At 46.5% G+C, this 25,620-nt stretch carries 20 protein-coding genes; 9 read left to right on the top strand and 11 right to left on the bottom strand.

Annotated elements, in window-relative coordinates; translation table 11 throughout:
* Positions 1–94: 94 nt before the first annotated feature.
* Entirely contained in the window at positions 95–2,257 is a 2,163-nt protein-coding gene (locus FD47_RS05930) for a YhgE/Pip domain-containing protein (RefSeq protein ID WP_056980214.1), read from the bottom strand.
* Positions 2,258–2,468: 211 nt separating this feature from the next.
* On the opposite strand from FD47_RS05930, the gene FD47_RS05925 reads away from it, so the two are divergent.
* The gene (locus tag FD47_RS05925; protein ID WP_054733798.1) at positions 2,469–4,631 is read left to right on the top strand and encodes a YhgE/Pip domain-containing protein; all 2,163 of its coding nucleotides are present in this window, start codon (positions 2,469–2,471) and stop codon (positions 4,629–4,631) included.
* Positions 4,632–4,720: 89 nt separating this feature from the next.
* On the top strand, positions 4,721–5,407 hold the full coding sequence (locus FD47_RS05920; protein WP_225352791.1) for a D-alanyl-D-alanine carboxypeptidase: 687 nt from the start codon (positions 4,721–4,723) through the stop codon (positions 5,405–5,407).
* 97 nt (positions 5,408–5,504) lie between these two features.
* Here FD47_RS05920 and ppx read toward each other — a convergent pair whose 3' ends face one another.
* The 3 genes from ppx to FD47_RS05905 are packed head-to-tail and all read right to left on the bottom strand — an operon-like array spanning position 5,505 to position 10,167.
* The gene (gene ppx, locus FD47_RS05915; protein ID WP_008215438.1) at positions 5,505–6,455 is read right to left on the bottom strand and encodes an exopolyphosphatase; all 951 of its coding nucleotides are present in this window, start codon (positions 6,453–6,455) and stop codon (positions 5,505–5,507) included.
* Complete coding sequence (locus FD47_RS05910) at positions 6,455–8,626, bottom strand: RNA degradosome polyphosphate kinase (protein WP_056980212.1); 2,172 nt, start codon at positions 8,624–8,626, stop codon at positions 6,455–6,457. Before FD47_RS05910 ends, ppx begins: the two co-directional genes overlap by 1 nt.
* A complete protein-coding gene (locus tag FD47_RS05905) occupies positions 8,626–10,167 on the bottom strand; it encodes a Ppx/GppA phosphatase family protein (protein WP_054733808.1) in 1,542 nt (513 codons plus the stop codon). The genes FD47_RS05910 and FD47_RS05905 overlap by 1 nt, the downstream gene beginning before the upstream one ends.
* A 282-nt stretch (positions 10,168–10,449) precedes the next feature.
* On the opposite strand from FD47_RS05905, the gene FD47_RS05900 reads away from it, so the two are divergent.
* The 3 genes from FD47_RS05900 (at position 10,450) to FD47_RS05890 (ending at position 15,242) form a co-directional block, all read left to right on the top strand.
* Complete coding sequence (locus tag FD47_RS05900; RefSeq protein ID WP_054733811.1) at positions 10,450–11,319, top strand: aldo/keto reductase; 870 nt, start codon at positions 10,450–10,452, stop codon at positions 11,317–11,319.
* Positions 11,320–11,485: 166 nt separating this feature from the next.
* Positions 11,486–13,333 carry a heavy metal translocating P-type ATPase gene (locus FD47_RS05895; protein ID WP_056980210.1) on the top strand — a complete coding sequence of 616 codons (1,848 nt, stop codon included), beginning with the start codon at positions 11,486–11,488 and terminating at the stop codon, positions 13,331–13,333.
* Between the two features lie 505 nt (positions 13,334–13,838).
* Positions 13,839–15,242 (top strand): sugar porter family MFS transporter, encoded by a 1,404-nt coding sequence (locus FD47_RS05890; RefSeq protein ID WP_056980208.1) that lies wholly within the window; start codon positions 13,839–13,841, stop codon positions 15,240–15,242.
* A gap of 127 nt (positions 15,243–15,369) precedes the next feature.
* Here the strand turns inward: FD47_RS05890 and FD47_RS05885 are convergent, their stop codons facing one another.
* Together FD47_RS05885 and menB are read right to left on the bottom strand one after the other, a co-directional pair.
* Positions 15,370–16,803: an o-succinylbenzoate--CoA ligase gene (locus tag FD47_RS05885; protein ID WP_054733814.1), complete on the bottom strand. Its 1,434-nt coding sequence runs from the start codon at positions 16,801–16,803 to the stop codon at positions 15,370–15,372.
* A gap of 14 nt (positions 16,804–16,817) precedes the next feature.
* Positions 16,818–17,639, bottom strand: a complete 822-nt coding sequence (gene menB, locus FD47_RS05880; protein ID WP_054733816.1) for a 1,4-dihydroxy-2-naphthoyl-CoA synthase — start codon at positions 17,637–17,639, stop codon at positions 16,818–16,820.
* Positions 17,640–17,675: 36 nt separating this feature from the next.
* Between menB and FD47_RS05875 the strand changes: the two genes are divergently transcribed.
* From FD47_RS05875 to FD47_RS05865, 3 genes are all read left to right on the top strand, one after another.
* Entirely contained in the window at positions 17,676–18,038 is a 363-nt protein-coding gene (locus FD47_RS05875; protein ID WP_054733819.1) for a PaaI family thioesterase, read from the top strand.
* A gap of 184 nt (positions 18,039–18,222) precedes the next feature.
* Positions 18,223–19,254 (top strand): sensor histidine kinase, encoded by a 1,032-nt coding sequence (locus tag FD47_RS05870; protein WP_054733822.1) that lies wholly within the window; start codon positions 18,223–18,225, stop codon positions 19,252–19,254.
* A 10-nt stretch (positions 19,255–19,264) separates the two neighbouring features.
* Positions 19,265–19,918, top strand: a complete 654-nt coding sequence (locus FD47_RS05865) for a response regulator transcription factor (protein ID WP_054733825.1) — start codon at positions 19,265–19,267, stop codon at positions 19,916–19,918.
* Positions 19,919–20,023: 105 nt separating this feature from the next.
* Here FD47_RS05865 and FD47_RS05860 read toward each other — a convergent pair whose 3' ends face one another.
* Positions 20,024–20,911: a helix-turn-helix domain-containing protein gene (locus tag FD47_RS05860; protein WP_056980207.1), complete on the bottom strand. Its 888-nt coding sequence runs from the start codon at positions 20,909–20,911 to the stop codon at positions 20,024–20,026.
* Between the two features lie 358 nt (positions 20,912–21,269).
* Here FD47_RS05860 and FD47_RS05855 point away from each other — a divergent pair, with 358 nt between their 5' ends.
* Positions 21,270–21,776 (top strand): O-acetyl-ADP-ribose deacetylase, encoded by a 507-nt coding sequence (locus FD47_RS05855; RefSeq protein ID WP_056980205.1) that lies wholly within the window; start codon positions 21,270–21,272, stop codon positions 21,774–21,776.
* A gap of 167 nt (positions 21,777–21,943) precedes the next feature.
* Here the strand turns inward: FD47_RS05855 and FD47_RS05850 are convergent, their stop codons facing one another.
* The 4 genes from FD47_RS05850 to FD47_RS05835 form a co-directional block, all read right to left on the bottom strand.
* Positions 21,944–22,252 (bottom strand): glycine cleavage system H family protein, encoded by a 309-nt coding sequence (locus FD47_RS05850; protein ID WP_008215349.1) that lies wholly within the window; start codon positions 22,250–22,252, stop codon positions 21,944–21,946.
* Positions 22,252–23,631, bottom strand: coding sequence for a lyase family protein (locus FD47_RS05845; RefSeq protein WP_138467308.1), 1,380 nt, complete (start codon positions 23,629–23,631; stop codon positions 22,252–22,254). Before FD47_RS05845 ends, FD47_RS05850 begins: the two co-directional genes overlap by 1 nt.
* Positions 23,632–23,648: 17 nt before the next feature.
* A complete protein-coding gene (locus FD47_RS05840) occupies positions 23,649–24,719 on the bottom strand; it encodes a lipoate--protein ligase (protein ID WP_054733828.1) in 1,071 nt (356 codons plus the stop codon).
* Between the two features lie 207 nt (positions 24,720–24,926).
* Complete coding sequence (locus FD47_RS05835) at positions 24,927–25,619, bottom strand: ABC transporter ATP-binding protein (RefSeq protein WP_054733830.1); 693 nt, start codon at positions 25,617–25,619, stop codon at positions 24,927–24,929.
* Position 25,620: the final 1 nt, after the last annotated feature.

The raw sequence follows: 25,620 nt of genomic DNA, 5'->3' as shown, positions 1-25,620 counted from the left end.
TTTTTACTTTAACTTTGGGGGTATAGCTCAGTACTTCAATGCGCCGGATCCGTTTTTATTTAGTTGGTTGGCGTCCAACCGACTAGCTGATAGATTACTGTCCCAATCCCGTTTTTTGAAAATCGCGAGTCAAACGATCAGTCTGGTGTTTAAGCGGCCGCTTCGTTAAAAGTCCCAGCCACAACATTATCCCCGCCATGACAGCCAGAACGAAGAAGTTTGTCGCAACTGTTCCAATATTCGGTCCGCCAATTGCCTCTCGGAAGCCACTCACCCCGTATGCAAATGGAAATAGGGGTTGAATTAATCGAAACGCCAGCGGACTCAATTGAATCGGGTAAATCGCCCCACTGCCCGCAAGCTGGGTTGCGAGTAGCGCCACTACGAGGGCCTTCCCCAAATTTCCAAACAGGCACACCGATGTGTAAATAATGATCATAAACCCAATGGAAATAATTCCCCCGGTTAATAGTAACAACAGGGGGCTTTCGGCATGGATTGGCAGAATAAACATGGTCGACAGTGTCACAATCAAGGTTTGAATGAGTGATAGGGTCATGAAGATCATCAGTTTACCCAAATATTCTGTACGATCGGTCAGTTTACGTAATTTCCCCTCACGAGGCGCGGCTGTGTGCAGCACGGCAACCAGCATTGTGCAGCCAACCCAGATCGATAATGCCATGTATGACGGCGCAAATGCGGCGCCAAAGCTGGTAACCCGATAAATATCTTCATTTTTAATATTAAACGGCTTGGCAAGCGTGCTTCCCATCAGGCCGGGACTGCTCTGCAGCACAGATATAATGGCCGCTATATTACGATCACTGGTGAGTTTTAACCGATTACTGACACCAACAATCGTCGCCTTACCGGCAGTCAGCTTATCTTCCAGCTTTCCCGTTGAAGTCGCAACTAGCTGGTTACCCTGAATCATGGTCGTCAACATCTTCTCGTTCAACGCGGATCCCCTTTTTAAGGTGGTTAGGAGTTGTTGCGACTGCGTGATAGTCGCAATCAAATGATCGCCAATCGCGTTCGTGCCGGTCCGAACTTCACGCTGGTACTGCCCCACCAGCAGCCGCATTTTATCAGCCGTTCGTTGGCTTTGACTTAACAACTGGTCATAAAGCCGTTGATTTACTTGGCCGGTAGTATTTAATCCCTTTTTAAGGGCCGTGAGCGAAGCCGTTTGCTGATTAATGAGGGCTTGGGTGCCGCCAAGCATGGCTTCCAACCCATTAAGTTGCGCCAAATTTTTCTGCTGATTAACCGTCTTTAAAAAGGCGTTTAACGGCGTCACTTGGCTTTTTAAGAGTGTTAATTGCGTTGAGAGGGTCTCGATTTGACGATTAATAAGTCCTCGATTAGTTGCCGAAGCCCGCCTGCCCAATTGCTTGGCAAGCCGATTAACCGTTTGGGCTTGGGCAGCCGTGGTTGACAAGTCCGTTGAAAAATCAGCGAACCCCCGATTAACAGCTGATTTGGTCGTGGTTAACTGGTCTTTTAACGCCCCATTGGCATCCCCAACAACGTCAACGTGCTGAGCCTGTGTAATCACGGGTTTAAACGCCGCAAGCGCCACGCCCATATCACTGGCAGTATCGTGAATGGTCGAAACCGATGCCGTCGCTAAATCCATACTGTCACCCAGGGCGATAATCAAATCCTTTAGGTTCATCATTTCAGATTCATTATGGTGGGCTTTATCGCCTAACTGATTGAGATAGGAAAAGGCGATTTTATTAACATTGTATACAAGATTTTGTTGAATCTGGTTGACCAAAGACTTCGCCGCCGTCTCGGTCATCTTCAATCCCATCGGACTATCCTTCGTATTCGTGCGATAAATCACGGTTGCCCGTTGCGGATGGGCGGTCGCAATGCTTGCCAGCCGCCGAGAAAAGTTTTTTGGAATGATAATTTCCGCGTAGTAGTTCCCCTGTTTCAACTGGTCGTTGGCCGTTTGCGCGTCAACAAACCGCCAGCCAATCTGGTGATTGTCGTGGAGCTTATTAACAACTGCTTTGCCTAAGTTGACCGATTTACCGCGCAGCGCGGTCCCCTGATCCTGGTTAACCACCGCAACGGCAATGTGGTGGGTTTCGCTGGGACGATAAGGATTCCAAATTGCCGATACGTTAACAAGGGTGTACAGGCTCGGTAAAATGCACAGCACAAACACAGTCAGCAACGCGGCCGGATTTTTCAAGATTGCGTGTAAATCACGATGATAGACATCCCTGATTGTTGCCATTTTTGTCTCCCGTCATCCCAGTCACTTACCAAATTTAACGATTTAACCACCGGGCAAATGACTGCCTATCCATTGAATTTTCCAGCATTTGTGGTTAAAATAGCTATAGCATATTGTAGTGCGTCTGTTAACTGTTAACAAGCGCTATCTAATAAAAATGCGTTAACATTTCAATTATCGATTAGGTTATAAAAATAACGGGCGAGACACAATGCGAACACTAACAACATTAATTAAACGGGATTTCCAACATGTTTTTCAAAGCCGACCAGTGTTAATCACACTGATCGCCTTTTGTCTTGTGCCCGCAATTTACGCGACGTTAAATATTAAAGTCTCATGGAATCCGTATGCTCAAACGAATACCCGTCGCCTGCCCATTGCCGTGGTCAACAATGACGAGGGCAGCACCGTCAACGGCACTCACCTCAATGTCGGCAGCGAGGTCACCCATCAGTTGAAACGCAATCATAATATTAATTGGGTGCTCACTAACGATTGGCAAGGCAATAACGGACTGGACCAGGGGAAATATTACGCCCTCATTGAAATTCCCAATGATTTTTCAAGCCGGTTGGCAACTTTAGCCACCGACAGTCCTGAAAAGGCAACGTTGATCTACAAATCAAACGAAAAGCTCAATCCGGCGGCCACCATCATTACCGGCCAAGCGCGGGATACCCTCGCCCAGGAGATTCGGGAGAATTTCACGAAGATCGCCGGAAAAGAAGTCATCAAGCAAATGAACGTGGTCGGCACGAAGATCAACGAAAAACAGCCCCAGATCCTCCAGATCCACGCAACTTTGGTAAGTGCAATTCATGATATTAATCAAACTCAACGTTACCTCAAACGTGTTGATCGCAATGCTGATGATGTCCAGGCCTACCTTAAAAGCATCAAGCACAACATCCCCCGGGTATCATCCCAAATTAGCCATCTGGAAGCCGTCGTCCGTCAGGGAAAGGCGCTTGCCCAGGAAACCGACCGAACGGCCACCGCTGCGAAGAGTGACCTGAGTACCGATTTGGACCGCCTTCGCGACCAAGCGACCCAAGTTCAATCGTCACTGGGAACACTGCTGGTTAATCTGGAAAACCACCAGCATACCACTGCCACCAACGATGAACTTGCCAGCGTAACCGCGGCAAACCAAGCCATGCGCGATCAAATCAATCAAGCGCTCAAAACATTGGACATCATTAACAACATCCTGCCAAACAACACGGCAACCAGGCTGATTAAAGACCTGGCTGGCGTCAAATCACAATTGACGCACCAACGACAGGCAATTTCTCAGCTGCGCCAGCTGATGGCGGCGGGGAAAACCGCCCAAGCACGGCGATCAATCAACCAGTTAAATCAAGCCGCAAACTCACTAACTAACCAGCTTGATGAGGCTGCCACCACTTTTACCAGTAATGTCAGTCCTTCTCTAGACGACCTCACCGATCTGATCAGTCGGCATCTAAGTGATAACGATACCGCCATTTCATCCCTTCGCTCCCTGACTCCCCAGCTGCAGGCCATTCAAGATGCCGGCGGCAGCATTGCCGCCATTTCAAAGGGGCAGGTTAGTCGCATCAATCAGCGCTTAGATAACGTTTCGGGAACCCTTCGTGATCTCAATGAAAAAGCGGCCTTCTTAAATAAGAAGAACCTCAAGCAGTTAGTTCAGTTGCTGGGCAGAAGTCCACAGCTGGCCAACCTCTTGGCATCCCCAACCCAGTTAAAGACTACCGAGCAGTATCACTTAAAATTATTTGGATATGCGGCAGCCCCGTTTTACACCGTGCTATCCATGTGGATCGGCGCGTTACTACTCACCGTTATCCTGGCATGGCGCTACGTACTCGAATCCAAAACCCGGCTTCATCCAAATCTGATCCAAACGTATGTTGGTAAACTCACCCTATTTCTGGGCATTAGCCTAACCCAAACCACCGTCACCATGATAAGCGAACTCCTGATTTTGGGGATTCGGCCGCAAAATGTGCTCGCCTTTCTCGCAATTGCCTATACCACCACGTTGGTCTTCACAATCATGACGTTTTCGCTAGTCTTTTTAATTGGCAATGCCGGCAAGGTCATTGCCGTCTTACTGATGATCATCCAAATATTTGGAACTGGCGGTCTGTATCCACTGGAAACCATCCCCCATGGCTTAGCGCAATTCGCCCCATTTTTACCGTTTACTTACGCCATCAGTGGTTTTCGTGAAGCACTGGGTGGAACGGATCTCAGCGTCTTTTCTCAAGATATCATCAGATTGTTGGGCTTCGCGGCCATTTTCATTGCGCTGGCTTGCTTAAAACGGCTGGTGGGCGGCCCGGTCAATTGGCTGGAAAAGGGGATGAAAAGATCACAACTCTGAGCATCCTCTGAAACAATTAAGCTAAATATCAATTTTGAATCTTGTAAATTCTTCCTGGTTACTTACTATCACAAAAGGTCTGATTATTGATGAAAAAATTAGTTATTACCATTCTGACATTTGGATTCGGCTGGGCACTGCTTGCGTTTCAGCCGAACATCCCGGCAGTAAGAGCGGCCACCGTCATTTCTACCTCGCAATTAGCGAAGGCCCCGTATCACGCAGTTAGTGGCTACCTTTATCAATCCGCAGCCCTCAAAAAGAGACTTCATAACGCGGACCATTACCCACTCACCGTTTTTTACGCTGATCGGGCGGCCACGGTTCGCAAAACCAACGGCAATAGAGCCGTGTACTATCGGGTCACCAACGGCAATCACCGCGTTCATGGTTGGATCTGGCGGGGCTACTTAGTGAGAATCATTAACGTTCAAAAGCAGCGGGCAGCCATTAATCGGTTAGTCAGCTCGATTGATCGGCTGTCATCACCGAATAAGAATCACGTCCTGTCGCTGTTACAGTCAATTGGCCGCCATGACGTGCTTGCCGATCTGATTAAAGATTTCAATCAGTTATCCGATAAGATTTCTGATAACAATGATTTGCAAAAAATCCAAACAATCATCGACACCTTGAAGTCTGACGGTCAAACCCTTATCGCAATTTTTAACAATGGCGTCAACAAGCTGTATACAGGCGTCATTGCCCTTCATCACTTCAATGAGCTGGCCTTCTCCTTGGCAAACGGCTTGCTAAAACTCGTCGCCCCACTCTAAAAAAGCCAAATAAAAAATCTAAGATGAGATCTGGCAAGAAGCCTCAATGGGTTTCCAGCTAGATCTTATCTTAGATTAGCGGGTCTAAACTTTTAAATTATGCTTCGCTATTTTCAACGCGTTGTTTCAAGACTTTATGGAGACGTTCGAACAGAATTCCTTCACGTAACCCACTGGTTGAAAATGTAATTCGATCAGAGTCCAAATAATTCATTAAGAAGATCACGGGAATCAGGCCGCCAACGATGATATCGGCACGGTCCTTTGAAATTCCCGGAACCGCTTTTCGGCCTTCCAAGTCATGACTGACAATTTTTTCAAAAGTTTCGTTTACCTGCGTATCGGATAACTGATAACCATGAATATCATCGGTGTCCAGCAGGTTATTGAACCGGCGATTAATCTTTGCAAGGGTTCGATTACTGCCACCCAGCCCAATAATCGGCAAATTCAAGCCATTTTTGAGCCACCAAACGCTTTGAAAAATCTTGTTCACAAAGATAACGGCTTTAAATAAATCTTCAGGGTGAATTGCGTCCCCTAAATTAAACTTTGACGACAGGGTTACCGACCCAATCGGAATACTAATTAAGTTGGTGACCTGACTATTTTGAACCAGAATAATTTCTGCACTGGCGCCACCAGTATCTATAATGACGCCGTTAGTTGCCGGCAACGTCTCCGAAACGCCAACATAGTCGTAATAGGCTTCCTGAGCGCCGGAAATGACTTCCAACTTAATCCCAATCTCCGACTTAACCTTTTTTAAGAATTCTTTTTGATTGGTTGCCTGCCGAACTGCGGCGGTGGCCACGGCCTTGATCTCAAGGTTATCCAGCTTTGAATAGACGTCCTTGAAAGTCCGCAGTGCCTGAAGCGTGCGTTCAATCGCATCGGGTTGAAGAATCTTCTCCGGTCCCATATTTTCAGATAACCGAACGTACTCCTTCATCTGCGTCTGGGTGTCATACGTCCCGTCAGCATTAATTCGACTAATTGTCATCCGTACTGAGTTAGAGCCTAAATCGATTACGGCAAAATTTTCCATTACTGATTGTCTCCCCCATCCTGGTCTTCGTCAAACGGGTCGGGTTGATTTTCAGGACTCATCATCGGTTGAAACTGGTTAGTTGTGTTCATGTGCGCTTCACTTTGCTGGGCTTCAGTTAGCTGAGTCGCCTGATTGGCAAAGTATTCCTGACAGTTCAATGGCGCCCGGCCACGCCGATCAACCCGTTTATAGGTCCCATCGGCAGCCAGATACCGGGTCTTCACATTATCATCCCACATTGTCTGGTAGATATCCAAAACCCGCTTGGTCAGATCAGGTTGTTCAATCGGAAATAGCTGTTCAACTCTTCGATTCAAGTTTCGTGTCATCAGATCGGCTGAGGACAGGTAGACTTGCTTTTCGCCGTCGAAGTCAAAACTGTAAATTCGGCTGTGTTCCAAAAAACGCCCCACAATCGAATGAACCGAGATATTATCGCTAATCCCCTTGATACCGGTCTTCAAGCAGCAGATTCCCCGAACGATCAGATCAATCTGAACGCCAGCGTGAGAAGCTTCGTAGAGCTTGGCAATCATGTCCTTATCCGAAAGGGAATTCATCTTCATGCGAACATGTACCGGCCGGCCATTTTTGGCATACGTAATTGCCTGGTCCAGCCGTTCCGTGATGAATTCACGAATTCCGCGAGGCGAAATATGAAGCTTGTGAAAGTACGGCGGCCGCGAGTATCCGGATAGCATGTTAAAAATATTGGTAACGTCAATGCCAATGTCATTGTTGCAGGTCAGCAGGCCAATGTCGGTGTAAAAATGAGCCGTAACATCGTTATAGTTCCCAGTCCCAAGGTGAACGTAACGCCGAATACCACTTTCTTCACGGCGAACGACTAACGATAATTTGGAGTGGGTCTTTAACCCGACTAAGCCATAGATAACGTGACAGCCCATTCGTTCAAGCTGTTTTGCCCAGTGAACGTTGTTTTCCTCATCAAACCGGGCTTTAACTTCAACCAGAACCGTTACCTGTTTGCCGTTTTGCGCGGCCCTTCCCAAATACTTAATAATCGGGGAGTTCCCAGATACCCGGTAAAGGGTCATCTTGATGGCCAAAACCTCACTGTCAATTGATGCCTGGCGAATAAATTCAACGACCGAATCAAATTTGTCATATGGGTGCTGCATTAACCAATCATGCTGTTGAATGGCTTCAAATATATTATGATCTGAATTCAACTCTGGGGCTTGGTAAGGTTTGAACGGCGGATACTTTAAATCATCATGACCAGTGACTGCACTGGCAAGTTTTCCCAAAAAGGTCAAATCAATCGGCCCGTTTACTTCATAAACGGAATCTTCGTCCGTTTCCAACTCGCGAACAAGGCGTTTGCGCAACTTCTTGCTGATGTCAGAATCCACTTCTAGCCGGATAACCTTCCCGTGCTCTCGCAATTTAAGCTGTTGCTGAACCTTTTTCAGCAAATCGGACGTATCTTCTTCGGCCACATCCAAATCCATATCCCGGATCACCCGAAAGGTCGAAACTTCCTGGATGTCATAGTTAACAAATAACTGATCGACAAACTGTTTCACAATGTCTTCCAACAAGATAAAGTCATTATCGGCTCCCGGCAGCTTCACCACCCGTGGAAAAATGCTTGGAACCTGAAGCGTGGCGTAAAGGGATTTGTCATCATCCTTATGGTTCAATCGTAAAGATAGGTTGAGCGTATCGTTGCCAATGAACGGGAACGGCCGTGAGGAATCATCGGCCATCGGCGTCAAAACCGGATAAAGTTCATCGTGGAAGTATCCCTTGATGAATTGATATTGTGATTCACTTAAATTCTCAACTTTTAGCAGGTGGATTCCCACCTGATTGATCGCCGGTAAAATAATCCGATTCAGCGTGCTATACTGCTTTACCAGCTGCTCGTGGGATTTGTCATTAACCGCCTTTAACTGTTGGGCAGCTGAAAGCCCCGAAGCATCCTTGCCATCCCACTGAACTTCAACTAATTTAGCAAGCGACGCAACCCGAACCATGACAAACTCATCCATATTACTCTGAGTGATGCCAAGAAATTTGACGCGTTCTAATAACGGGTTGGATTTATCCCGGGCCTCTTCAAGGACCCGGTCATTGAAATCAATCCAGCTTAATTCCCGGTTTTGATAATATTTTGGATTTTCAAAGTTTACTTTAGCCATCAGTTTTTCACCCTTCTTTGCTTCAATACTGCCTTCAGCCCATATGTTTCCTGGAAGAACTGACTCTTGGTGTTAAACACCCAATTTTCATAAGCGAGGTTCGCGTTACTAAATACCGTGATTACCACACTGTGAGTGCGAATTGACACCGAAATCCGCTGAATTTTCTGCTGGCGATCATCATCTAAAGCATCCGCTAATCTTAAAATGGCCGCCAATTTGGAAATGAGACGGCGATTTTCAGCGCTGATATGCCGAAAATGGCTGATGTCTTCACTGGGCGTCGTCGCACTGTGATAGCGGGCAATTGCCGCAATAATTTGGGTCTCATCCTTTGATAACCCAATGATATCTGAATGCCGAATAATATATTCCGAATGAATGTAGTGCTCATGAATACCGATGTAATTACCAACGTCATGCAGAATGGACGCCAAATGGAGCAACACCCGCTCACGAGCGCCCAGTTTATGCAGGGGCTTCAACTGATCGAAGAGATGAAGGGCAAATCGGGTGACTAAATCCCGGTGGACCGGCTCGACGTCGTAATGGTCAGCAACGTTGGTCGCCATCGTAATGGTTTGCTGGATAAAATCACGCTTTGAATAGCCCCGATTCACGGCTTCATTATTAACCAGTCCGTCAACAATTCCCGAATCCGAGAAGCTGATCTCCTTGGCGTTGGTCAGGCGAATGACCCGCCGAATCAACAGGAGTTCCGGCAAAACCAGGGGCACAAAATCCTCGTCAACCTGAAGTTGCTCGATGAGATACTGATCAGAAGCATCGATAATATCGTCAATTAAATTATTAAATTCATCGACTGAAAGAGACATTTCCCGGTCGGTATTCTGATAAGCCCGAATCAACCGTTCAACTGGCAGCGATCCCAGCAAAATAATCTTCGTTGGGGCTTTATCCTGGACAAAACTGGATGGTTTGCCGATATAGAAATCGTTAAGTTTACTATCAATGTAATCATTGAGCACCCCAATGGAATTTGGCGCGGTTTCTCTTAAGCTTTGGAGATCCTCGGCAATCTTAATGGGCCCGAGTGAAAAGTTAACTGAAGTGATAAACTTTGCGTTATCGAACTGCGTAATGGACGTGTTCCCAGACGTGATTCCCACCAAGTAAACGGTATTGGGATTCGCCTTTCGCTGCTTGTGAAGCTGAACCGAGATTTCCTGATTCCGGTAGTAAACCTCTTCACTGATGGATAACCACCGAATTGTCAGACCAGTATGAATCAGTAGTTGGTCGGCAATAAAGTCGGCGTTAATGGTCTGTGACAGCGCTGAGCTGCCAAACAAACGGTAATTTTCGACGCCATAATCGTTTAAAATCTGAACAAATCCGGTCAAAGCCTCAGCAACCTTCGCCACTGATTCAAATTTAACCGGCTTGTCCTGATAAACATCGTCACCCAAATTAATGTCTTTTTTCACCCGTTCAAGCGCCTTCAATGATTTCAAATTGACAATCAGTAATTCGACGCCAGAAACGTTAACCATGATTGTGCCATAGTATTTATCGGCCATTTTGATACGCTCCATTCAAGATATCGATATTAATATCATTTAACGTTCTTTTATGCTAGTATACAATAATTTTTAAGGCATTGATTCATGCTTCGCCTAAAAACTATGCGAGTTTTGCAGGGGATTTAGTGCCTTAGCGCAACCACTTAATTATCGTTCGGAGGTAAACCGTTAATTGTCTGGCCAACTGTAAAAAGTTTGTAAAAATCACAATGGTTGACTTCCTTTTAGTGAGCGCTGAAAATGAAAGTTGGATCAAAACTATTAAGGGAAGTGGCATTCATGGCAGATTTAACTGCAGCAAATGCAGGCACTTATCAATTTGATGATCAATTTTCCATTAACCGACTGGGTTACGGAACAATGCAGCTGACTGGATCAGGGGTTTGGGGGCCGTACAAGGATCCCAACCAGGCCGTTTCGGTTATCCAGCACGCGACTGAACTTGGGATTAACTTCTTTGACACCGCCGACTCGTACGGGCCGTGGTTCGCGGACCGTTATCTGGCGGCCGGCTTAAAAAAGGCTTCCAACCGCGATAAAATCTTTATTTCCGATAAAGTCGGCCAAACCCGGCAGGGACCTGGCATTTGGACCCCCCATGGGGAACCAAATTACCTCCGTCAACAGGTTGAAGTCTCGATGATGACCCTGGGGATCGATCACGAAGATCTCTTGTTCCTGCATCGAATCGACAGTCATTTTCCAATTGCCGATCAGGTTGGCGAACTTAAGAAGATGCAGGACGAAGGTAAGATTAAGCATATTGGTCTCAGTCAGGTTTCCGTTGACCAAATCAAGGAAGCCCAAAAGTACGCCAAGATCGATGCGGTCGAAAACCTGTACAACGTCGCTGACCACAAGGATGATGACGTTGTCGACTATGCCGAATCTCAACACATGGCGTTTGTTCCGTGGTTTCCGTTAAATACCGGGAAATTAGCCGGTGCAGACAGTCCCCTCAGCGCAATCGCAAACAAGTATCAGGTTTCCGAAGCGCAGATTGCGTTGGCCTGGCTGCTCAAACGCTCACCAAACATCTTGCCAATCCCCGGCACCTCTTCGATTCAACATTTGGAAGACAACGTTGCGGCAGCAAACGTTCAGCTAAGTGATGCCGATTTCGACCAGCTCAGTCATTTATCAAAGTAGCCTGATCAATATAAGTCTTTATCAACTAGGATTTCCGACAATGATGGTTGGAAATCCTTTTTAGTATCCCAATTGTTCATCAGTGAGCGTATTAATCGACCTTCTACTTTAGAACTGTTATAATCTAGGTAGAGATTATTTGTAATCAAGGAATGGAGGTCCCATCATGAACAAGTTAAGTAATTCCCACCGGTTAGTGGGGGTATTCGTGGTCAGTGCCATCGCGCTCATTCTCCAATTTGGCTTCGGACTGGCGCTCTATGCCCAAATCACGATTTCTGTTCTTGGAACATTAATTGCGTTGCTCATGTTCATCGATATGGTCAAGACCCTTCGTTCCGGCAAATTTGGCGTCGACCTTTTGGCGATTACCGCCGTTATCGCAACGATTGCCGTTGGGGAGTACTGGGCAGCGATGATCGTGCTGCTCATGCTGACGGGTGGTGACGCGTTGGAAGATTACGCTGCCAACAAGGCCAATTCGGAACTGAAATCACTCATTGAAAATTCGCCCAGTTCGGCGCATTTAATTCAGGGTACCGATATTAAAGACGTTAAAATTGACGCGGTGAACATTGGCGACCGCCTCCTTGTAAAGCCTGGGGAGGTCATCCCCGTTGACGGGACAGTCACTGACGGCCGGATTTCAATTGATGAAGCCTCCCTCACGGGTGAATCCCGGCCAGTTAGTAAGCAGGTCGGGGATAACGTCATGTCTGGCGCCGTGAACGGTGACGCTTCATTTCGAATGGTTGCCGATAAAACGGCGGATGACAGCCAATACCAAAACATTATTCGGTTAGTCAAACAAGCTGAAGCGCAACCGGCTCATTTCGTCAGAATGGCCGACCGTTACGCAGTGCCATTTACGCTGGTCGCATACATCATTACCGGGATCGCCTGGTATCTAGCTGGTGACCCGGTGCGGTTTGCAGAAGTTCTCGTGGTCGCATCACCATGTCCGTTAATTCTGGCGGCGCCGATTGCCCTGGTTTCCGGTATGAGTCGTGGCAGTCGAAACGGCATTATTGTCAAGAGCGGGACAATTATCGAGAAGCTTGCCCGGGCTAAAACGTTCGCTTTCGATAAGACCGGCACGATCACCAAAGGGCACCTCACCGTTGACCACATTTTCGGAACCAACGGCTACTCTGCTGATCAGGTACTCCAACTTGCGGCGGGTGCCGAACAACAATCGGGTCATATTCTGGCCAGGTCACTGGTTGCGGCAATCCCGGATAAAATCCCAACCGCTACTGATGTAACGGAAGTGACCGCTGAAGGAGTTTCCGCAAAAATTGCTGGAAAATTAGTGAAGGTTGGTAAGGCGTCATTTGTGACTGACCAGCCAGTTGAAAAAGTCGATAAAACGGCGGTGTACGTTTCCGTTAATAACCGCTACGTTGGTTACGTCAGTTTTTCGGACGAACTTCGCCCAGAAGCCAAATCGGTAATGGAAAGCCTCCATCAAATGGGGGTGCGTCAGGTAATGATGATTTCCGGTGATCAGCGGCCAATTGCCCAGGAAATTGCCAATCAGGTCGGCATCGATAAAGTTTACGCGGAAAAACTACCAAAAGAAAAGATTCAGGTTATTGAACAAGTTACCCCTAAAAACAGACCCGTCTGCATGGTCGGTGATGGTGTCAACGACGCCCCTTCCCTGGCAATGGCTGACGTCGGCATTGCGATGGGCGCCCACGGTTCAACTGCCGCCAGTGAGTCCGCGGATGCCGTTGTATTAAAAGATGATTTAAGTTTGGTCAGCAAAGCAGTGGCCATTTCGAAGGATACGATGAAGGTGGCCCGCCAATCGGTTTTAATTGGGATTGCCATCTGTACCATTTTGATGCTGATCGCCAGCTTTGGGGTTATTCCGGCAATCATCGGCGCCCTATTTCAAGAGGTCGTGGATACCGTCACAATCCTTTGGGCACTGCGAGCGCGAATTGATCGTCAAGATGCCCATCAGTCCGATCCGGGCCGAGGCCGCCCAGCAAACGCTGAGCTTTAGGTCACCCACAAAATAATATCTACCCAGACATTACAGTCGAAGGGGGCTAATCCATGGATTCTTAAGTGGATTAGCCCCCTTTTGCTAGGCGTTAAAGCGCGTTTTGATTAACGTTTAACTAATATATTAGTATTGATTAACAATAAAGTTCATGCCGTAGCCTTCGAATCCAGTATATCAGGTAACTGAATACTTATTAAAACTAAGTGGGACAAGTATTATTTCATGCTTAATTAATAATATTATTAGCAAATTACATTACTTTATTCGAGTTGAAATCGCTTAATTTTAGTAAAATATCAATTTCATATTGACATACTGATGTATCAGATTATAATGTTTCTGTAAGCGGATTCAATGAAAACAGCTGACTTTTTCACAAAGCTTAGTTGCTTCGCCTTTGATTCGCCACATAAAACTGCTGATGACGGGATTCAGCAAAAGGGAGGATCGTTCAGCATTTTGCTGCCTGGCTCACTGCAGGCGGATTGACTATATTTAGGAGATGATTCATTTGGCTGGTAAGTCGAAAACTTATACCAGATATTTATTGATTACTGTTATTATTGCCGCGTTTGGTGGCTTCCTCTTTGGTTATGACCAAGGGGTTATGTCTGGGGCCATTAACTTTATCGGACCAGTCTTTCATATGTCCAGTGGTGTTCTTGGATTTGTTTCAGGCGGGATTCCACTGGGTGCCTTCTTCGGCTGTTTAATTGCCGGCTGGTTGGCTGATAAAATTGGTCGTAAAATTGTGATGTTTGTTTCCGCTATTTTATTTACATTGTCAGGTTTGGGCTGTGCAATGGCCGGTAGCGTCGCCGTTATGATCGTGTCACGGCTTGTCGGTGGCTTGGGAATCGGAATGGTTTCCACTTTAATTCCGGTTTATATCGCCGAAATTGCGCCAAAGGACATCCGTGGGAAAATGGTTGGTGGTTATCAATTAGCCATTGCCACTGGAATTTTCATCGTTTACCTGGTTAACGCAATCATTGCGAACACCCACTCAATGGAATGGAACCAGGATACCGGTTGGCGGATGATGTTTCTTGCCGGAATGATTCCCGGCATCGTCTTCTTCATACTGTTATTCTTCATTCCAGAAAGTCCGCGTTTCTTAATCAATAAGGATCGCACCGAGCAAGCGTCGTCAATTCTTCAAAAGATGTCCGTTTCACCTAAGGAAGAAATTGATCACCAAGTTCAAGATATCAAAACCAGCGTCATCGCTGAAAGCCACAACAAGAGTTTCACCAAGGACCTCTTCAAAAAGGGGACCCGAATGGCCCTCTTCGTTGCCATCATGTGCTCGGTCTTCCAGCAATTAACTGGGGTTAACGCCGTTGGTTACTATGCACCAACCATCTTCAAGAATGCCGGTGCTGGTGCCGATGCTGCCATGGTCGAAACGGTCTTCATCGGGGTTGTCAAAGTTCTCTTCGTTGCCTTCTTCATGGGCTTAATCGATAAGCTTGGCCGTAAGCGGATGCTCAAATGGGGCAGTTACGCAATGGCCCTCTGCTTAATTCTGATTGCGATCTTATTTGCTCAGAATCCGATCAGCAAGGCATTTGATGTCTTCATCATCGTCTTGATTGTTCTGCATACTGCCAGCTTCGAAATGTCATGGGGCGGTGGTACCTGGGTTCTGATTTCCGAAATGTTCCCTAACCGGATTCGTGGCCGGGCTTCATCAATTGCCTCAGCCGCTCTCTGGTTGGCAACTTACGTCGTTACCCAGTTGTTCCCAATCATGTTGGATAAATTAGGTGACGTTTGGACATTCGTTATCTTCGGTGGCTTCTGTATCATCATGGGACTTTTCATCCAGATTTTCTTCAAGGAAACTGCTGGCAAGTCTTTGGAACAAATTCAAACCGATCAAAAAGAAGCTGCAGCAAAGTAGTTTGCGATATTTAACCGTTTAACATTTATAAAGGCGGCTCACCAAATCAAATGATCCTCGGTGAGCCGCCTTTGTTATCGATATCATATTCTAAACATGAAGTGTAACGGGTTGCAGTTTAAATTAATTACTCATTCGACTGGTCGAGCTGCGCTTTCAGCTTAAATCGTTGAACTTTACCGCCAGCGTTCATCGGCAACTGGTTAATCCGAATGAAGCGATGAGGAACCTTATAATGAGCCAGCCGTTGACGGCCATATTCGATCAAGTTCTGAGAATCCAGTGGCTGATCGGAAACCACAAACGCAACCGGTGTCTGGCCCCATTCAGGATCGTCGGCGCCAACAATCGCAATTTCATCAATGTCTGGGCGGGCCAGATAAACGGATTCGATCTCATCCGGAAAGACATTCTCACCACCAGAAATGATCATGTCATCGATTCGACCGTCCACAAACAAAAAGCCATCCTGATCGAAGTGGCCGATATCACCGGTACGATACCAACCATCGGCCGTTTTCTTATCGGCAAGTGCATCCGGTCGGTTAAGGTAACCCGGCGTCAGCGCGGGGGTTTTAATGAGAATTTCGCCAGAATCATCAGCTAATTTGATCTGGGTCAAAAATAATGGTTTACCAACTGATCCGATTCTTGTATCAGCGTCCGAATAATTTAACGCGACAATCTGCGAACAGGTTTCCGTCATGCCATATGACTGGACGACGGGAATTTCGGCCCGTTGGCAACGGGTCAAGGTTTGGCGGTCAATGGGGCCGCCACCCAACAACATACAGCGAAAGTTGGCGTTATAACGATTCCCCCGTTGCTCCAGGAGATCTAACAACTTCTTAAGCATATACGGCACAACGGAAATGGTCGAAACCGGTTCGTGCGTTAAAATTCGATCCACCGTCTGCGGGTCAAAGTGCGCCACCAGTCTAACGGTCATGCCGTAAATCAGGCCGCGCATCATGATCGAAAAACCGCTAATGTGAAAAATCGGCACCGCACACAACCACTCATCCTTAGGGGTCACCCCTAAGTTAAGTGACGAGGCGAGCGCGGAGGCCAAGTGATTACCAAAGGTTTGCATAACGCCCTTGGGTGCCCCGGTTGTCCCAGAAGTGTACATGATACTGGCAACTGCTTCCGGGTCAAATTCACTTCGTAACGGTTTTTTAGAAACCGTAATCCCCATTACATCGCTAAACTTTACGAATTGGGAATCAAACGCCGGCCGCCACAATTGGTCATCGACCAGACAAAGTGTCGGTCGGCTGTCCTGGAGCTGCCGTTTAATTTCGGCATCGGCCAATCGCCAATTAAGCCAGACAATTGTTTGACCACTGCCTAGGGCGGCCAACGCCATTAAATAGCCCTGAAGTGAATTGCGGGTCATAATGGCAACCCGGTTTCCGTTAAGGGCTCCAATCCGATCTAGTTTCCCAGCGAGCGTTTCGAGTTGGCCAACCAGCTGAGAAAAGGTCAACTTCGCTTGGCCGTCGTCCACCGCAATTCGCTGGGGTGACAACGCCGCTTGTTTTAAAATCCAATTATCCACGAGTGATGACCTCTTTATGGGAATTTCGGAAACTTATCAAAATCAGGTTTGCGTTTCTCATTAAACGCGTCGCGACCCTCTTTACCTTCGTCGGTGGTGTAAAACAGCATCGTGGCATCCCCGCCAAGCTGCTGCAATCCAGCCAATCCATCTGTGTCGGCATTCATGGCCGCTTTAATAAATCGCAATGCGGTTGGCGACTTCTTCAGAATTTCGTTACACCAATCCAAAGTTTCGGATTCAACATCGGCTAACGGGACCACCTTATTGATCCAATTCATTTGGTAAGCTTCCTCAGCGCTATAAAACTTGTTCAAGAACCAGACTTCTTTGGCCCGTTTGTGACCAATTACCCGAGCAAGGTATCCCGAACCATAGCCGGCATCAAAACTCCCAACTTTAGGACCGGTTTGACCAAATTTCGCGTTATCGGCGGCAATCGTCAAATCACAAACCAATTGCAGAATGTTGCCACCCCCAACGGACCAGCCCTTAACCATGGCAATTACTGGTTTGGGAATAATCCGAATCAAATGCTGAAGGTCAAGTACATTTAAGCGGGCAATGTGATCCGGGCCAACGTAACCACCGTTGCCGCGAACACCTTGATCCCCGCCCGATGAAAAGGCTTTGTCGCCTGCACCAGTTAGAATAATGACCCCAATTGTGCTATCATCACGACAGATATTAAACGCATCAATCATTTCCTGAACCGTGACCGGCGTAAAGGCGTTCATTTTAGCCGGCCGGTTCATCGTAATCTTCGCAATTTTATCAGCACGTTCAAAAATAATTTCTTTATAGGATTTAACAGGTTCCCATTTAACCGTAGTCATTAAAAATCGATCCTTTCAATATGGAGTGTGATTTACGTGAAAAACTTAATGGATTTGCTGGGCATCAAGATTATTGCCGTCAACAAAACTAATGCAATTATATCACTTGAAGTGACTGATTCGATTAAACAGCCGTATGGGGTTGTGCATGGTGGCATCAACGCCGTATTGGCAGAGACGGCAGCGTCTTTGGGGGCTAATGAAAACGTCTCAGCCAACTCCCACGCGGTTGGCATTGACATCTCCACGCAACATCTTGCGGCCGTTAGTAGCGGTGTTTTAACTGCCACCGCTGTGCCCGTCCACACTGGCAGAAAAATCCAGACCTGGCACGTAGAAATTAAGAATAACGATCGCCTCACAAGCACCAGTACCGTCACATTACTTGTAGAAAAATGATCGGTCGAAATAGCTAAATCCCCCTTTCTATCGGGGGATTTTTTTGTACTGAGCCAAATTCTGCTCAATTTACTTACTTTTAAAAATCATGGGTTTTATTATTCTCTAACCCTGTTATAATTTAATGATAAATGGAATTATTCGATGATTAATTCTCACATTATTATGGAAGGAGGCCATCAAAATGTCCAAAAGCCAGGACTGGATCCATCAATATTTCGATGACGCAACTGACGCCACTTGGATCTTCCAGAATCATCAACCGATCGTCAGTAACCACCTCGCGCAGAAACTACATACTAAGTTCGCGGTTGATCCTCAATATCTAATGGCGATCGCCCAAGCAGCCGTTTCAGAAAATCAATCGCAAATCAACGATTGCTACAACTGTACAATTAAAAATCATATGACGACCATTACAATTCCGATCACCCTTCCTCAGCAACATGACCACGTTTTGAAATACTTCATGATCTATCATCAATTGGATAGCAACGAAAACGTCACCGCAATCACGTTGAAAAGTCGGGGCGCCTTGAAACGAGTGGACCAACTCGCACAACAACGCCAGCTTAATCAGTACGTCAACCGGGCGCATGAAAAAGAGCGCAAACGCATTTCCCAAGATTTGCATGACAGTATTGCTCAGGGAGTTTATTCAGCCATCATGGGCGTCCGCCGACTTGGCGAAAAGGGAATCCCAACTGATGAGCGATCTGAACTAACTCACGAGATTGAACGACAGCTCAACGATGTTTTAAAAGAAGTCAAAGAGATGGCGCTGGACATTCGCCCATCCGTTCTCGATAATTTTGGGCTTCTGCCGGCACTGCGAGTCCTGGCCAAACGGCTAACCGAAAATACTGGGGTAACCATTCACACAGTTGGTGCCTGTACAACTGACCATTTATCTCAGGATGTTCAGAGCGTTCTGTATCGGATTGGCCAAGAGGCAATTAGCAACGCTCTTCGGCATGCGGAGGCTCGTGAAATTAATGTCCTGCTCGTAACCCATGACTATTACGTGACGCTCGAAATAATCGATGATGGGCACGGGTTTGATGTTCCTAAACAGCAGCATTTCAACGGCCATTCTCTGGGCCTAATGAATATGAATGAGCGCGTCAAAGCCTTAAATGGCACGTTTGAAATCCATTCAAAACTGGGGAGCGGAACCACTGTATCCGCAAAATTTCCAATTCAGCAGCGATCGTGAGGTGAATGCAATGTTAAAAGTTTTAATTGCGGATGATCACGCTGTCGTTCGTAAAGGTTTATCATACCTAATTAACGCCCAGCCAAATTTTAAAGTGGTTGCTGAAGCCGGCAATGGAACCGATGCCTACACATTAGTTGAACAACATCCCATTAATATTTTGGTAATGGACTTGAGTATGCCGCCTGGCGAAAATGGTCTGGTCACAACTCAACGAATTCATGATCATTTCCCAAACATCCGAATCATGATCCTCTCAATGCACGAAGAACAGGAGTATATCAACAAAGCAATTCATAATGGTGCCATGTCATACATTCTCAAGAGTTCTCCAGACAATGAGCTGATTGCCGGGTTAAATGCTTTGGCCACGGATAAGCAGTACATAGATTCTCATATCACGCTATCAAAATCCGATATTAAAGAAATTGAGTCCAATGGCATTGATTCGAATCTGAAGGGCTATCACAGCTTGTCAAAACGTGAACGAGAGGTTTTCCCGTTAATGGCACTGGGTTATACAAACAAAGAAATCGCTAACCGCCTTTTCATTTCCACAAAAACCGTCGAGGCGCACAAAGCTAGTATTATGCACAAATTAGCGCTCAATTCCCGGCCGGAACTGGTCCGCTATGCCGTTCACCACCATTTGATTGAATTCTGAGGCCACCAGTCCAATTTAAAAACAATCTAAGATTGGATCCAGTCAGAAACTGATTCATTTCAGGTTCAAGCTGGATCTAATCTTAGATTGTTTTGCGATCACAAACTATTCTTTAATTTTAGTAATAAACCCGTTCTTAAAGGCCGCAACTCGCAACTCAATCACTTCGTTATGATTAAGTCGCGCGAACGCCAATGCCTCATCAAGTAACTGAGAAATATCTTCTTTCCCCGCTCCCTGGTGTCGCGCATTTTCGGCGGCTAAAAATTTCAGTCGGGGTAAATAGTATGTCACGTGTTTTTGAGAACACAGCGCAATGCCCTTTTTGATGAGTTGGTCGCTGACTTTATAATTATCTTTATTTGCATAATAATTGGCAGTGTAAAAGCACAGCGTTAAAATGCGTAAATAATCACTGTTCAATTGCTTTGCTTCCGCGGGAGCCAAAGTTGCGTTAATAAACTCATGCGCTTTTTTGAAGAAGAAGTCAGCCCGCGCCGGTTGATGGATGCGTGTGTAAGTAATTCCGGAGCCAACATAAGCAAGTTGGGTAAAGATTGTCTGATGTTTTTCGTCTAGATCATCTAGGATTTGTGTAAAATCAAATAGCACTTCATCCGGTTTTTTGTTAGTAACGGCATGCAACATCCCCCTCAAATAGAAGAACTGCATCCTGAGTGGAATTGCTTCAATGTCGTTTTCCTTAATCTTTTTCAGAGCTGCCTGGACCTTCATGTAATTTTCCATCATCAGGTCTTCTTCAATTTCATCCAGTTGCTCACGTAGTCGCGCCACGGACGCTTCGGGATCTTGATTGAGATCATCAACGGTAAGCCCCATTCGCGCACAAAGCCGATTGAGAATTGACAATGAAGGAACCCGCCCATTGCGTTCGAATTTGCTGAGAGTTGCCTGGGTACAAATCCCTTCGCAAAGCTTCATCTGTGATAACTTTAAGGCCTTTCGTCGTTCGACAAACTTTTTAATGTCCATAATTACCCAATCCAATCTATGTGCGACTTCATAAGCATCGTTAAATGTTTCTCGTTTTACCGCTTCATCAGTGGTTGAATGTCATCAACCACCCTATCGTGGCAATCTCTAGTTAATACCACTTCCAAAAGCGACTAATTAGAATTAAATGTGACAAACCGGTTTAAAACCTAAATTACCGCCATTTTTATTCTTTGTGTATTCTAATTATAACAAAAATATTCCAAAAAGAAATAAAGAGTTTCCCTGATAATCAAATTCGAAATGGTATTAAGCCATCGCCAAGTGTTCACCACCATCCTGTTTTCGGCGTAAAATGAAAGTTAGAAACGACCATTATTTCTAAGGAGGTCATCACATGGCACATTTCAACATAATCAAGGGTGACATCACCCAAATGCACGTCGACGCAATTGTCAACGCCGCGAATACGGCTTTGTCAGGCGGCGGGGGCGTTGATGGCGCGATTCACCGAGCTGCCGGTCCACAATTAGATGAGGCCTGTCGGAAACTTAACGGCTGTCCGACCGGTGAAGCAAAGGTCACTCCGGGCTTCAACCTTCCCGCCAAATTTGTGATCCACACCCCGGGACCAATTTGGCACGGTGGCCACCAAAACGAACCTGAATTATTGGCAAATTCGTACCGGAACAGTTTGAAACGGGCAGTCGAAAACAACTGCCACACGGTTGCATTTCCATCCATTAGTACCGGAATTTTCGACTTTCCACTCAACCCAGCAGCCAAGATTGCCATTCACGAAATTCAAACGTTCGAGGCGCCATTGGATGTGACAATGGTGTGCTTTGACCCCGTAACCTTTGATGCTTACCAGCAGGAATGGCAGAAAGCTCAACAGCGGTAAATAATCATTCTCGCCTATTATAGATTCGAATTTACGCGTCATTTCATTCAAATGTTACAATCTAGGGCCCTTTTATATGCCAACTGGCACCTGTTTCTGTAACAAAAGTCGGCTTCCCATTCCTCATGGGTCGCCGACTTTTAATTATCTTCAGTTATAAAATGATTCTAAAACAATTCAACAACCCAATTTTTCTCCTCATCTGGACTATCCAGATACTCAGGATGCTCCTTGAGCGCCAAATTGACTTTAGCTACCTTACCGGCAACCGGAGTGTGCACTTCGGAAACCGCTTTGGCGCCTTCGATTGAGAGAATCACGTCCCCCAGTTTCACTTCGGCAAGCCCCTCAGGAAAGGTCGCAAACGAGATTTCACCGACTTCTTGACGGGCAACATCATTAAACCCAATTCTGGTATGCCCATTTGGCATCTTCTTTTGCCATAGATACTTTGCGTCATCAACTGCTTTTGCCATTATGAATCACTCCTTGTTTTCAATGGATGCCGTTTCCGGTAGAGTTTTAATATTTTGTCTGTTTTTTCAACTGCGTGGGGAACCCCGGCCTCAGGTGACATGATCCGATTCAGATCATCATGGCTGAGATACTTGGCGATTGTTTGATCCTGATAGAAACAATCACGCAACGACTGCTGCCGATCATCTGCTTGAACTCGTAAATCAACCAGTAACTCGTGAGCATCCTGGCGGCCCATTGATTTCGCCAAAGCCATCATCAGCGCTCCCGAGTACATGGTACCATCATCTAAAAGAAAGTTTTCCGCCATCCGGTTCACGTTAAAGCGTCCTTCTTTGAGAACGGTAGTCGCAAAATTCAGCTGGCCAGATAAATACATTGTAATTTCCGGCAGAACCACATAAATATCCCGCCAAACGGCTGTATCTTTTTCACCGCTCACCTGCATCGTATCATACATCAACGGCATTTCATCACGAATAACCGTTGCTAAATTAACAATTGCTTCACACATATAAGGTTCGCGAACCGTCGGGATCACTGTGGAGCCCTGGCGTCCGGGCGCATAGTCCTCCTGAAATTCGCCAACCTGCGTTTGACTCATCGTCAGCAAGTTTCGTCCCAATTTTCCCAGCATTTGGGCAATCATCGTCAGCACGTGGCAATATTCGGTGAACCGTTCCCGCTGAGTGTGCCAATACATCTCAGGCACTTGTAGGCCGAGGTAATCACAAAAGTCAGTTTCAACCTGATCGTAGTGATCACCAATCATGTTGGATAGTCCCTCAACGCCAGTTAACGAGCCGGCAAACGTAAAGCTGGAAAGCGCGTCAAGCCGCCGCATCAGATAATCCAATTCGTTCAGTTGGACTGCCAGCTTAAACCCCAGAGTTGAAGGGGCCGCATACGTTCGGTGAGCAATCGCCACGCTAGGGGTCTTTTTATAGCCATCCGCCAAGTGATACAGGACATCCCCAAATTTAACCAAATAATCCATGATAATTCGGTCGGCCTGTTTGAGCTGCAATACATAGCAGGTATCCTCAACATCTTCACTGGCCGCGCCGTAATGAAGAAATTGACCGGCACCGTCATCGAATAGACTCTGAGACTCACTCACAAACCCGGCGAGAAAATGCCCCGCCCGTGCCGCCGCCAACCGTAGCTGGGTGAGGTCATAATTTTCGGGAACGACTTTCGCCTTGATTTCCTCGTAGGCGCTCAACGGAATCTTCCCGTTCTTTGCCATGGCGTAGGCAACTGCCGTTTCAACCTGACAAACCGTTTTTAGGCGGTTTTCGTCAGTCCACACTGCCCGCATTCTCGCAGTTGAATAGTTATTCTGATTAAACATCGATCCAAGTACTTCACCGCTCATTAAGGAATTAACCTCCTCTATTGATTAATATTTGCTTTGTCAGCATACCGCGAACCAAGCATCGTATCAGCCAGGGCATCAGGTTCAATCGCCCCAATGTTTTCAGCAACCCGTCCCTGAACGAACGCCTCTGTCAGACTGGCGTGGGTGTATGGCGCCCCGACCAGCGCCCGTTCAATCGCACCCAGGTTCCCATTCATCTTATTGAAGTCACCAAAGATCTTGGCATGGGTCACAATCCCGTGGGAAACGGTGAAACTAATTTCAACCGTGCCGATGCCGGAAAAGTGTCTGGAATGGTACGCAGTATCATGGGTTTGCTTTCCCATTACCCAATCCGGATTCCCATACTTAGCAGTTGCTGCTTTTTCGATCTCCTGCCAGTCATCTTTTGTCATCACGTAGGTCGGAATATCAGATAGGTCGGAAACTTTGAAGAGATTTTTTAAAAATCGGGTTTGCAATTCCGGAAGCGTGATTGCCTGATACGGAGCACTAAAATATGGTCGGAGATTTGTCACCCGACTATGAACGGATTTAACACCCTTCGAAATCATCTTGGCTTTGGGTGGCCGTAACGCCTGGGTCGCATTGTCCAAGTCAACGTCAACCATTAACGTTCCCCCAGTCGAAAACCGGTTACCGATTTTAAGGGCCGACATCCCCGAAAACTTTTTACCATCAACGGTAAGATCGTTTCTACCAGTCATTGCCGCGTCAACGCCTAGCTGCTTCAATGTCAGAATTGCATTCTGCGCGTAATGCTTAAAATTCAAATAGTTATGGCCATTATCATTGTCCACAAAGCAGTAAGTCAGATTCCCTGGATCAACGTAAACAGCACCGCCACCGGCACCCCGTCGAGCAATTTTAATCCCGTGTTCACGGCAATAATCAAGATTAACTTCTGAGTACACATTTTGATTAACCCCACAGATAATAATCGGTGTTTTCGGCCGATAAAAGAAAATTACCTCGTCTTGAAACTTGGGGTTTGTGATAAAGTAAGTCGATAGATACTGGCCAATAGCGGGTTGAACCAGATAGTCATCACCACTTGAAACATCAACGTATAAGATTAGGACCATCCCCTTATCCAAAAATGCGGTTTCACAAACGCTTACATATTCAGTATAGCATGTGACTTAACGGTTGATCGTGCGAATCCGGTCTTAAAGTGCCCATATGATTAAGTCTAATCGCAAGCCCGCCAGTCATTAGAATAAATTGGTATAAAAAATGGCGAAGTCACTGCCAAAGCAATGAATCACCACCATTCCAGAATAGTCATTTAATTAATAGGTTTCTTGAGCCGGTTGTTTCAATCCTAGTTTACCGTCCAAAATTTCGTACGTCTTATCTGCAAATTCAGCCAATCGCATGTCGTGGGTAACAACCACAACCGCCTTGTTACGGGTTTCCGCAAGCTCCTTAAAGAGTTTGCCTACCTCGGCCACCCGCGCCGAATCAAGGGCGGCCGTCGGTTCATCCGCCAACACAATTTCGGGATTGGCATAGAGTGCCCGCGCAATGGCGACCCGCTGTGTTTGGCCACCAGATAACTGCCCAGGAAATTTATCCACCAAATCTTCGATCCCAAGCTGTGCCAGCAAGCTCTGCAAATCCTCCGAACTTAATAGGCCAGTTCGTTTAACCCGCCTGACGAATTCGAGCTGTTCCTTGACTTTCAGGTATGGCACTAACGCATATGATTGGAGAACAAACCCAACGTGATTAAGCCGCAGCTTGTCCCGCTGCTTTTTAGTCAACTGATCGACATCCTGGCCTTCAACAATCACCTTTCCGGATGAAGGGGTTTGCAATCCCCCGGCAATTGTCAGAAAGGTACTCTTACCGGAACCGGAAGGGCCGACAACCAGAATGAGTTCGCCCTTATCAGCGGCAAAGTTGACGTCGCTCAGCACGTGCACCCGACTGGTACCGGTGCCGAAGTATTTATTAATGTTTTTGAGTTCAATTACTGACATT

Source organism: Lentilactobacillus parafarraginis DSM 18390 = JCM 14109, from assembly GCF_001435895.1.
Taxonomy (GTDB): Bacteria; Bacillota; Bacilli; order Lactobacillales; family Lactobacillaceae; genus Lentilactobacillus; species Lentilactobacillus parafarraginis.
The sequence above is the reverse complement of the archived record's forward strand: the minus strand, read 5'-3'. Positions and strand labels throughout refer to the sequence as shown.